We start from the raw sequence: 11,905 nt of genomic DNA on the forward strand, positions 1-11,905 counted from the left end.
TACCTAATAATTATAGTTACATATATTATTAAATAATAGAGAATTCCTAATCATATATACATAAATAATCCTCATCATCTTTGTACTCAATATCATATAATGTATCATCATATTTCCTTCCAAGTACTTTATCTTCTTTTTGAATAATAGGATTTATCCATTCTGATTTTTCCTTTGCCCATTCTATATATTTAGAAATTTTAATTCTTTTCTCTTTGTCTATAATATTGGTTAGTTCTTTTTCCAATGTATTTATGTACTCATCTATTTTAGTTGATAATATATAATTTTCAGCACAAATCTTCAATTCCTTACTCCTTTTCATTTCATAATCTTGTTTCTTTTTCAACTTCTCTTGTTCTATTTTCTTTTTCTTTATTATTTCAGCTTCTACTTTTACCTTCTCTTGTTGGATTCTAAGAATCTCAGCTGTGTCAATAACAGCAATAATAAAGTCCCCCACCATATTTTCTAATTTGATATTATCTAGATCTCTCCAATTTTTTCTTGGAGCATAATATTCATCAATAAATAATAATAATTCACCAGAGTAATTATAATCATATTTAGGACCCCAATATGAATCTTTATCAGTCTTAATATGCTCAACTCTAATAAGTTTTTCTTTCAATCCTATTCTAACTTCTTCATTGCCTACACATATTCTAGTATCTTTATCCTTACTTTTTATCTTAAATCCTAGTTTTTCTGAACTTTTAAAGATACTGTCAATTATCCTAATAGCTCTGTTCTTCAACTCACTTGATACTTTCATATTTAGATTATTAGCTCTCCCATCTCTTATCATATCTCTTTTGTCATTGTAAAATTTAATTTCCTTAATAAGTTGATGAGGCTTATATAAACTTTTCGGCACTTTTATATTATTACAAAACTCTAAAATCTTATTTTTCTTTTCTTCTGTCATATATTTTAGTCTGTTCTCCTTGGTATAGCTATACTGATTATTATATTCATGCTTTTGTATAACCATTTTATTCTCTCCATCGAACTGTGGTAAATTTACCTTTTTAGGATTACTTCCATTTCTAACTTTAATCCAATATCCACTCTGCGGAAATGGTACATTTAATTTTCTACAATATTTTCTTAGAGTAGCTTCTGAAATTCCATACAACTTTGCTAGCTCCTTCATCTTTATACTCCAAACTTCTTCATATAATTTTTCTCTTTCAATTACTATTAACATATAATCATCTCCATTTTGATTAAATTTTAATATAAAAAGGTAATCAAAAATAATAAAACCTATTAATACTAATTAACATATTATAGATATGAATTTTTCCATTATTAATACTCCTCTCTAAAAATTATTGTTAAATCCTCCATTTTATTTACATTTTGTAGATATTATTGATATAATTACATTAATATAAAAATTATGGAATATATTATTGATATATATATTATAGAATAATATTACATAATTTGCACAAAAACTCTTAAATTAAGGAGAATTTTAATGGGCTCTATACATAAAAAATCTAAAAAAATAAAATATATTTTGGGATAATAGTTCTTCTAGGAATTTTAGTACATATTTTTTTTATATTAAAAGTTCCCTGCAAGCCTATATCTGATTTCCAAAAGTATCAAGAAATAGCTACTAATATTTTTATGGGAAAAGGTCACTATTATTAAGGAAAACCTATAGCATTTCAACCAATGGGATATCCTTTTACTTTAGGAATTTTTTATAGATTGATGGGATCAACCGATATAATCTTAGGCAAAATATTAAATGTAATATTTTCATCCATAACATTAATGATTATTTTAAATATATTATTAAAAGTATTTCACAATAAAAAATTAATATATATTACATTTTTTATTATCGCTTTCTTACCTAATTATATTGCCTATAATAATGTATTAGGCTCAGAGGTATTAATAACTTTATTATTATCTATAATAATATACTTGCAATTGTGTAATTTTAATAATAAGTTCAGATATGCAATTATTGGCTTGTTCATAGGATTAGCTACTTTAACTAAACCTTTCTTTATATTGTATCCTATAATAATAGCAATAACAGAATGGTTAAAAAACAAAAATATAAAAGAAACATTTAAGATATTTCTTATCTCTTATTCAATTGTATTTCTAATAGTTGCACCTTGGACTTATAGAAATTATAAACATTTCAATTTATTAATTCCTGTATCTTACAATGGTGGATATGTTTTATTTATTAATAATAATAGTAATAATCAAAGTGGAGCATGGATGCGTATATCAGATATAGATTTATCTAATAAGATGAAAAGTAAATTTAAAGAATATAAATTTTACTATAAAGGTAGCATTAAAAATGAAATAAATCAAGTTATGTTAAAACCAGAATTAAATAATATATTTAGACAAGAAGCAAAAAGGTGGATACTTCATCACCCTAATAAGTTTATTAAAATGGGTATTTTAAGAATAAAAAATACGTTTTTTAATGGTTCAGGATATATATACCAATGGGCAATTAACAGTAATGCAAAAAATAATTACTCTGCTTTAAGAAACAATTATTTTAGTAATTTTTTTAATGCTATTATTTATATATTAGACTTTTTCGGATTCTTTTATGTTGTATATAATTTTAAATATATATTGATCAGTTTTTTTAATAAAGAATTAACTGTCCCATATATAAAATCTATACTAGTTTTAAATATTTTATATTTTGTATTTATTTCTTTTGTTTTCGAAGGTCAACAAAGATATAATTTTCCTATACTATTTTTATGCGCAATTAGTATGATTAATTGTGTAAATATTTTTTATAAGATGCTATCTATACAATTAAATAAAGTGAAAATCCAAAATAAAAATATATAAATTTTCAAATAATATTTATTTTGTTCACTCCATTTTTTATAAGAATTATATTTGGAGTAAAATATTTTTCTATGAATTTTACTATTCTTAAAATATTAATACTTTTTATCATTAATTTTTTCATGTTAACATAAAAAATAGTAGCCTAACCACCGGTTATAACGCTACTATTTTTTATTTATATTAAATTATTCCTTTAAACTGGGCCAAATGGTTAATTACGAATTCTGCTACCCCCATCCCCATAGCAAAGAATACTAAAATAATAACTAATACTATTGCACCAAAATCATATTTCATTTTTTCTTCTTTGTTTATTATATAGGCTACAATAATTTCTATTCCTAAAAGCACTAATATAATGGGCCAAAGAGATGCTATTAAATAAATATTAATATTAGCAGTAACTAATCTTAGTAAAAATATTACACCAAATATAACTAAAATAATTCCTGCAGTTAATGTACCTACTCTACGTCCCTTAAGCATCTATTTTACACTCCCTTTTTTTCCCTATAATAAGTCTTATACCAATAACAATTATTGCCACTCCTATAATTATCTTAGGCGTTTGTCTCATAAAGTTATTAATAACAGAATGAAATTGTTGTGGAATATATTGTGATAAAATATTCATTATATTATCTGCCATTAAATAAACTCCTAAAATCAATAATACTACACCGGCAGCAAGATTACGTTTTTCAAATATACTTTTATCTAATTTTGCTAACTTATCAATAGAGAATAAATACTTATCTTCTAAAAGTAAAAATTCTTCATTATCTAAACTTAATCTATTTATACAATCAAAAAAGGAATAAAACCAAATAAGTGGTAAAATAAATAATAATGGTCCTATATCAAGCCAGGTAGAAAGAAATATTATAAAGAAAAATACAGACATAAAAGATACACCCATATTCATAAATCCCATATACATATGCCCTGCACCAGGCAACATTGAAAAAACAAAAGTTAAAAACTTACTTTTTTTATTTATCACTATTAAAGACCTCCATTTTAATTATTTTTTCAGAAAAGGTATTAAGATCTGAATTAAATGAATTTATAAAACTTAAATCCAATGGCTTCACATGATTTGTTTTTGTATTAACTATAAAATTTAATCCATTTGAAAAAACCATCATCAATGCTATACTAGCAGCAACTGCAACTCTAGCGCAGTAAAAACTAAAGTGAATATTACTTTTTTTCTTATTCTTTATTTTAATTTGTACTTTTTCTTCAAACCCTAAAGGAGCTTCTGCAAGTTCATCACCTTCAAAACTATCTGCAAATACACTAGCACATTCCTGACAATCACTAATATGTTCCAATATAGAAATCAATTCTTCATCCTTAAGAGTGCCAAGTTTAAGTAACTTTACTGTATCTTCAGTTAAATGTCCTTCTTTATTAAATAATGTAGTCTTCACATAAACTCCTCCTTCCATAAATCCTTTAGTAATTTTTTTGACCTATAAAGTTGTGTTTCTAAGGTTTTAATGTTTTTACCAGTTTCCTTTGCCAAATGTGAAAGTTTAATATCTTTACAAAAATAGCTTATGGCTACAGTTCTGTAAGGCTCTTTTAACTTATTACATAATCTATATATTCTCTCAATAGTATTCTTTTTCACTACTGTTTCCTCGGGAGAATCTCCATGATCTCTCAAACTCTCATACTCTTTCTCTGATAAGCTAACGTTTGTTCTTGCTTTACTCTTAAGATAATCCTTGCACTTATTTGCAGCAATCGTAGTTAGCCAAGCTTTAAAGTTGCTACCATCAAATCTTTCATAATTTTGATATGCAGCTAAAAAGGTTTGCTGTGCCAAGTCTTCCGCATCAAAGTAATTTTTTGTAAAGGATAGACAAATAGTAATAATTAACCGTTCATATTGTTTTATACAATCTCCAAATTTTTCTTTTTCAATAACTGTCACCACCCTTTTTTATCCTTACATTTAATATAACGATTGAGAAATAAAAAACACTTCAATATTTAATATAATTATACTAAAAATTATATTAACAACATTTTTTATTTCTATTCTTTAATATATTTTAGGCAGTGATTTTAAATATCTAAAAATTAAAATAACTAAAAAATGATAGGATATTTAAATCTAAAAAAATAACCTTAGCCACGTAATATCAATGACTAAGGTTATTTTTGGTATTTGTTTATGATATAGTTCACTATTTATTATCCTAAACTTTATTCAGTATTTATATACTTTGCCATATCAAAATACCATCAGAAACATAATAGGTCTAAATTACAAATAATATATTTAAAATTATAATAACAATAACTCTTTAAAAACATTAAATAATAAGATTGTAAGTTATTATAATTTTATTAATACACTTTTTTTATTTAATTCTAATTGACTTGATGTAAGTTGAATAATCAATTCTTCAATTGCTGATATACTTGCCACAAAACAAATTATATACATTGGCACAGTTGTATTAATATATGGAATCAATATAGGAAATAGGAACAAAACTAAGCCAGTAATTTTATTTCCATAAGTATGAACACTTCCAAAGGTTTTATATTTTTTCATTGCTATAAACATGGATGCTAATCTAATAATACCAATTAAAATAATCCAAATGACAATTTTATTTGTAAGATTTGCAATTGGATAAATTAAAAATAATAATACACCTACCATTATCATATCAGCCATTGAATCAATCTTTGCACCCAAACTACTCGTTGTTCCTGTCTTCCTAGCAATAAATCCATCCATAATGTCACTAAATCCACAAATTATATATATTACATAAAAGGCTAAGCTTAATGGCTTGGTATAAATTAAAGTCAAAGAAAAAATTATTCTACTAAAGGATATACAATTTGGTAGTAATTTCATATAATCACCTAACCTAAAATAAATCTTTAGAAAATTATATCATACCTCCATTTTATATATAACTAAATATGTAAAATAAAGTGTTTTGAAGCATCTCTTTATTTACTTTTGAAGGAACATTCTTTTAATTAATTTAAACTATAATAATTTCATTCTTAGACATAATATTTAAATGCCACGAAAAAACACCATAAAATTCTAACTTGAATAATATAGTGTTTTAGTAAATTATACATTTTTCAGTTGTGACGTTAAACAAAAAAGTTCCTAACCCTCCCTTTTTACAATCAGAAAGTATTTAGAGCTGTTAATTATCCCATATTTCTAACTTCGATATCTTTTATCGATTTCCTTATCCACAATTTTTGCATCTCCATTAATACTAATATGAGGTACTTCCTTTTTTAATGTTTCGGTTATATGCTTTACCTCCTCATATTGATCCTTACTAACTGAAACATCTTCTAAATCTACTGGTTTCTTTTTTATGTCGATACGTTCTTCCTTTATAGGAATTCGAATAGTCTTAGTATGACCTTCTGATTTATTATGAAATTGCGAATCACAAACAGTGTTTTCAATAACAAGTTCCTCACGTTTTACAGGTACAGTAATATTCTTTTCTTCTGTTAAAACTTCTTTATGAATAGAAACCTCACCAGTTTGTATTTTGTTTTTAGATATTTTCATCTGTTCTTCGCGAAGTTGCATTTTCATATCTCTATGCATCCTTCTTGAATTTGTTTCAATATTGTCCTCATATGTCTTACTCTGAGGCATTAACATACCTATAATTACGCCTACAACAATGCCTAATATAGTTCCGGTTATGATTGGGTCAACTGATGTAATTGTAAATATAGTTACAAATCCGGGTATAGTTAAAATAGAGAACTTATACAAAATAGAAATTATAAAACCAATTATTCCACCAATAATAGCGCCTGCTAAATATTGACTACTTTCTATATTAGGTACATCTTTGTTTAACATAATATATCCTCCTAAAAAACACCTCCTAAATCTAATATATAATTTGAGAGGTGTTTTTTTATTTATTTTATAAATTATTTAATGCAAGCCCTCATCTGTATCTTTATCTACTATTTCTGCATCACCATTTGTGTTTATGCGAGCTTCTTCTCTTTTTAGGGTTTCATCAACGTGCCTTGTATCCTCGACTTCACGTTTATGAGCAGATACCTCTCCAGTTACTACAGTGTGTTTATCCACATTAATCTCTTCTTCACTAACTGGAATACGTATGCTTTCTTCATCACTAATATGTGTATCACTAGCTTCGTTATCTAATGCTTTTCTTTCAATAACAACTTCTTCATGAGTAACGGGAACATCAACTGTTTTTTGTTCTTCAATAATTTCCTTGCCTAATTCAACTTCACCCTTTTGAACGTGGTTTTTATTTATATCAAGCTCTTCTTTATGAAGTGTAAGTCTTCCTTCATCTTTACTTTTCTTATTTTCATTGTCATCATCATTGCCATTGCCAAAAATATTGTCAAATAAGCCCATCATAAGTATTACCTCCTATAAATACATATTTTCAATTCATTAATATTTTATCCCTGCTATAGTAATATATACTTTGTGAAATATGGAGTTAGAGTAAATAGCTTACAACAAATAAATACTATTTTCATTTAAAAGGTTATATAATACTTAGAATATTTAAATAAAATATTTCTTTTAAATACTTTCAACTATTTTAATTAGGTCTTCTTTATTATTTAAATTAGGATTCTCTAAAATTATGTCTAATAATTTATTTAACACAATACCTATTTCTTCTCCTTGTTTTATTCCTAACTTTATTAAATCATGTCCATCAATATCTAAATCCTTAATTGTTAAAGGCTGTTTTTCACTAAGTATTTTTTCACACTTTATTTTTAAATTTAATATATTATTGAAACTATGATATTCTTTAGCACTTCCTTTTATATCAGCTATTTGCAGCTCAAATAAATCATCTAAATTATCAATTCCTACTTTATTAATAAACTTTTTTATGCTAGGAGTTCTTAATTTATTGTATCTAGTCATATGATTATAAACTAATTTATCTACCTTATCTATTGTCTTATTATCAAATTTTAATCTTTTTAGTATATGTTTAGTCATATCCGCACTTATCTTTTGATGACCATAAAAATGCCCTTGTCCATTGTCTCCTATACTAAAACACTTAGGTTTTCCTATATCATGTAATAACGCTGCTAATCTTAATTCTAATTTATTAGGTACATTTTCTACTACAGATAATATATGACCATATACATCTTTATCATGATGTATATTATGTTGCTCAAAACCTACACAATCTTTTAGTTCAGGAATAATATAATCTACTAAATTTAATTCAACTATATTTCTTATGCCATAAACCGGTTGGCTACTTACTAATATTTTGCATAATTCATCTCTAATTCTTTCCATAGATACATTATTTATATTTTTACTTAATTCTCTTATATTAAATTTTGTAGATTCCTCCATATGAAAATTTAATTGTGACGCAAATCTTATGCATCTTAACATTCTTAATGAATCTTCATTAAACCTATCTTTTGAATTTCCTACGCATCTAATTATTTTATTATTTAAATCTTCTAATCCATGAAAATAATCTATCAATCCCTTTTTGTCATTGTAAGCCATTGCATTAATAGTTAAATCTCTACGCTTTAAATCTTCTTTTAAATTTGATGTGAACTTAACTTCTTTGGGACGTCTGTTATCTTCATATTCTCCATCAATTCTAAATGTAGTTACTTCATAACCTATAGAATTAATTAATATTGTTACGGTTCCGTGTTTCAATCCTGTAGGTATAATTTTATATCCTAAATTTTCAAATATGTTCACTACTTCTTGTGGATCGGCACTAGTAGTTATATCCCAATCATTAACCTTTCTTTCAAGTAAGCTGTCTCTAACTGCACCACCTACTATATATGCTTCATAATTATTTTCTTGTAAAGTATTTATAATATACTCTACACCTTTAGGTATTTCAATTTTTATATTTTTATTTAGCATTATTTATCACACCTTTATTAATTTCTATAACTAGCTCTTCTACTTTTTTATAATTAGGTATGTTAGGTAAATCTGTATTATCAGATGCATATTTAAAATCTTTTTCATATTCATCTACCATTTCAAATATTTCTTCATAACTATACTTACCATTTCTTATATCTAATAATAAACTTCTATCTTTTTCTCTATATGTATTTATTCCTTTACCTTCTAGTAATTCTGTTCCCATTTTTAATAATCTAATCAAGTGTAATGCATGTTTATTTAAATGTAACTCGTCTTTTTTGCTATTTCTATGATTTAGCTTCTCATAATCTTTAACTATATTGCTCATTTCTGAATATATATTTTTGAAGTCTCTTAAAGGATAATTTTTTAGATTAACATTCATAAATATTTCACTATGTAAATCTTCTTTTTTAGATTTATCTATATAGAAATTAATATTTTCATTTGTAATTTTTTTATATCTATCTTCAAAAGACACGATTTGATTCTTTATACTATTTAATATGTGTTGCTCCTTTTCAGGTTGAGGATAAGAATCTCTAGCTAAAGCATTTTGAAGTCTCCTTAATTGAGCCATAGCATATCCTCCAAAGCTATGTATTACTTTTTTAGATAAGAATAAGTTTACATTATCTCTTAATAATTTACCATATTGGTTGCAAATAAATAAATGTTCATCTTTTGTTCCAAACAATTCTATTATATTGGGATTACAATTAAGCATTAACTTTATAACTTTATTTAATGCATATATTGTAGTATCTGTTTCTTTATTTTCAAACTGTTCAAATGAGGATAATCCTATTAATTCTTCTATTCTTTCTGTAGCTATGCCTCTTATATCTAAATCACTATTTTCAACATTAGTACCATAGGCATAACTTCCTCCTGTTGTTAACAAAATTATATTATCTCCTAAATGTTCGTTGTTTATTAAAAAACTATATTCCCTGCTATTTAACTTTTGTTTTATATCCTGCGTATTCATAATACTCTTTACCTCTTAATTAATTATTTAATCATTTTTTAACTGAACTTTATCTCTATTTTCTAAATCATACCAGAAATTTATACCTGAATCCACACCATAATCTATTAAATAAAAAAAGTAATGCTATCTAAGCAATACTTTTTTTAAAGTTTCATTCATTTTATTTATCTATTTTTTAGATATGATTTTTTATTTACTTTAACTAATTCTTATAATTTTAAGTTTGAAATATGAGCATAAGTCTTTCTTTATCCATTGCTTGTACGTATTTTCCCATTATGTATATAATCACTTAATATTTTTCTTAGATTATTTATTTAGTTCTTATTTATATGTTTAAAGTATTTTTATGCTTCTTATGTTTTAACTTATTATTTATATCTTTGACGACACACTATTTTCCTGAGAATTTATATCAATATATTTTAACTCTTTAATATATTTTTGAAAAAATATTGCTGCTATTATAAAAATTATTGCACCTATGAAAAAACTTATAATATTACGCTGAATACCTAAGATAGGTATTAAATTGTTTATCATATGAGCAACTATACATAATACTAAAGATCTTGTTTTATAATATATAACTCCCAAAAATAATCCTCCAATTGTAGCATTAACAAATTGAAAAATATTTAAGTGCATTGCTCCAAACATAATAGATGAAATAATTATAGCAGTTGCTGGCTTATACCTATTTAAAAAGCCTTCTAAAATAATACCTCTCATCAGTATTTCTTCAAAAATAGGTGCTATTATTATAAATGAAATAAACATAAGATAAGGATTTTTTGAAATATCCTCAAAAACTTTTTCCCAAGATTCAGATACTGGAATTTTTCTTATCATGATACCTATTGAACTATGAAACAAAAAAAAGAATCCTAACATTAAAAAAATTGTACATAATAATAGCTTAAAATTAAATTTTTCAGTATATTTTATTTTAAAATTAGGTTTATAATACTCTTTTATTACCTTTAAAATAATTATTATAGCTAAAATATTAGGAACTACCTCTTTTAATATACCTACAATTAATTCTAAAGATTTATTATAAGAATTAACATGTATAATTTCTGATAGGATTTCAAAAGGAATAACCACAAGAAGTTCTAATATAAAATCACATATTATTATTACCAAAGCACCTATCACAGATAATTGAAAACCTTTATTACTTAATTTACTTTCCATAAATCACCCACCTACATAATAAAATTTTAATATAAATAACATAGTATTAAATAAATTAGAGTAGTAACCTTTATAATACAATGAAAGACTGGAGACAATTAAAGGATATTCTCCAATTGTAACAGTAATTTTTATTTCTTTTTTTGAGGAGTTGCATCCAGTTAATCCAATCACTTCTATTGATAATATTGTTGCAAAAATTATTGTCTTGAGATATTTTTTATTAAACATAAACTCACCCTATTCAACTGTGTATGTTAAATTTTGATTGTTACAACTAATTATAACATATTATTACATAATATAACATATAAATACAACTAAAAAATGTATATATCCTAGAGAAATTAATAAAATTTTCATTAACCTATTGACATATATAGATAATCGATATATCCTAATATTAACAAATCATATATAGATTATCTATATATAATTATACCTATAAAAGTTAAATAAATTTCTAATATATGAAAGAGGTGAATAAAATGCCAACTGACAACAGCTTATATTCAGGAGATATGACTATGCTTATCTTAAAATTACTTCAAAATAAAGATATGTATGGTTATGAAATGATTGAAACTCTACAAGTTAATTCAAACAATGTATTTCAATTTAAAGCAGGTACATTGTATCCTTTACTACACAATTTAGTAAAACAAAACTATTTAAATTGTTACGAAAAAGAAGTTAGTGGAAAAATTCGTAAATATTATTCCTTAACATTACAAGGTAAAAAATTATTGCAAGATAAAACTTCTATATGGCAAAAATATGTTAAAACTATGACATCTGTGCTAGAACTAGAGGTGGATTAATATGAGAGAAGATGAATACTTACGTATTTTAAGTAAAAACATTTCTAATAGAAAAATCAGGAAGGAGATTTG

Annotated in this window: 13 protein-coding genes and 1 pseudogene; 2 read left to right on the forward strand and 12 right to left on the reverse strand. The window is 24.7% G+C overall.

Annotated features, from left to right (window positions below):
* Positions 1-46: 46 nt before the first annotated feature.
* Positions 47-1,210 (reverse strand): helix-turn-helix domain-containing protein, encoded by a 1,164-nt coding sequence (locus ACYUDJ_RS11290; RefSeq protein WP_003484997.1) that lies wholly within the window; start codon positions 1,208-1,210, stop codon positions 47-49.
* 276 nt (positions 1,211-1,486) lie between these two features.
* Between ACYUDJ_RS11290 and ACYUDJ_RS11295 the strand changes: the two are divergent.
* Positions 1,487-2,859 (forward strand): annotated as a pseudogene (locus ACYUDJ_RS11295) (glycosyltransferase family 39 protein).
* 183 nt (positions 2,860-3,042) lie between these two features.
* Here the strand turns inward: ACYUDJ_RS11295 and ACYUDJ_RS11300 are convergent.
* From ACYUDJ_RS11300 to ACYUDJ_RS11350, 11 genes are all read right to left on the reverse strand, one after another.
* Complete coding sequence (locus ACYUDJ_RS11300) at positions 3,043-3,348, reverse strand: LiaF transmembrane domain-containing protein (RefSeq protein ID WP_003484992.1); 306 nt, start codon at positions 3,346-3,348, stop codon at positions 3,043-3,045.
* Positions 3,341-3,865, reverse strand: coding sequence for a hypothetical protein (locus ACYUDJ_RS11305; protein WP_003484989.1), 525 nt, complete (start codon positions 3,863-3,865; stop codon positions 3,341-3,343). Before ACYUDJ_RS11305 ends, ACYUDJ_RS11300 begins: the two co-directional genes overlap by 8 nt.
* Positions 3,855-4,298, reverse strand: coding sequence for a hypothetical protein (locus tag ACYUDJ_RS11310; protein WP_042384734.1), 444 nt, complete (start codon positions 4,296-4,298; stop codon positions 3,855-3,857). The genes ACYUDJ_RS11305 and ACYUDJ_RS11310 overlap by 11 nt, the downstream gene beginning before the upstream one ends.
* On the reverse strand, positions 4,295-4,807 hold the full coding sequence (locus ACYUDJ_RS11315) for an RNA polymerase sigma factor (protein WP_080333625.1): 513 nt from the start codon (positions 4,805-4,807) through the stop codon (positions 4,295-4,297). The genes ACYUDJ_RS11310 and ACYUDJ_RS11315 overlap by 4 nt, the downstream gene beginning before the upstream one ends.
* A 408-nt stretch (positions 4,808-5,215) precedes the next feature.
* Positions 5,216-5,749: a CDP-alcohol phosphatidyltransferase family protein gene (locus ACYUDJ_RS11320; protein ID WP_042384732.1), complete on the reverse strand. Its 534-nt coding sequence runs from the start codon at positions 5,747-5,749 to the stop codon at positions 5,216-5,218.
* A gap of 324 nt (positions 5,750-6,073) precedes the next feature.
* Positions 6,074-6,742, reverse strand: coding sequence for a YsnF/AvaK domain-containing protein (locus tag ACYUDJ_RS11325; protein WP_003484980.1), 669 nt, complete (start codon positions 6,740-6,742; stop codon positions 6,074-6,076).
* 78 nt (positions 6,743-6,820) lie between these two features.
* Positions 6,821-7,285 (reverse strand): YsnF/AvaK domain-containing protein, encoded by a 465-nt coding sequence (locus tag ACYUDJ_RS11330; RefSeq protein ID WP_080333542.1) that lies wholly within the window; start codon positions 7,283-7,285, stop codon positions 6,821-6,823.
* 171 nt (positions 7,286-7,456) lie between these two features.
* Entirely contained in the window at positions 7,457-8,809 is a 1,353-nt protein-coding gene (locus ACYUDJ_RS11335) for a CCA tRNA nucleotidyltransferase (RefSeq protein WP_003484977.1), read from the reverse strand.
* Complete coding sequence (locus ACYUDJ_RS11340; protein WP_003484975.1) at positions 8,799-9,809, reverse strand: DNA polymerase beta superfamily protein; 1,011 nt, start codon at positions 9,807-9,809, stop codon at positions 8,799-8,801. Before ACYUDJ_RS11340 ends, ACYUDJ_RS11335 begins: the two co-directional genes overlap by 11 nt.
* Before the next feature lie 378 nt (positions 9,810-10,187).
* Positions 10,188-11,012, reverse strand: coding sequence for a CPBP family intramembrane glutamic endopeptidase (locus tag ACYUDJ_RS11345; RefSeq protein WP_003484973.1), 825 nt, complete (start codon positions 11,010-11,012; stop codon positions 10,188-10,190).
* 3 nt (positions 11,013-11,015) lie between these two features.
* Positions 11,016-11,243, reverse strand: coding sequence for a hypothetical protein (locus tag ACYUDJ_RS11350; RefSeq protein ID WP_003484971.1), 228 nt, complete (start codon positions 11,241-11,243; stop codon positions 11,016-11,018).
* 257 nt (positions 11,244-11,500) lie between these two features.
* Between ACYUDJ_RS11350 and ACYUDJ_RS11355 the strand changes: the two genes are divergently transcribed.
* Positions 11,501-11,833, forward strand: coding sequence for a PadR family transcriptional regulator (locus tag ACYUDJ_RS11355; RefSeq protein ID WP_042384730.1), 333 nt, complete (start codon positions 11,501-11,503; stop codon positions 11,831-11,833).
* Positions 11,834-11,905 lie beyond the last annotated feature (72 nt).

The sequence above is a fragment of the Clostridium sp. CTA-6 genome, from assembly GCF_054768115.1.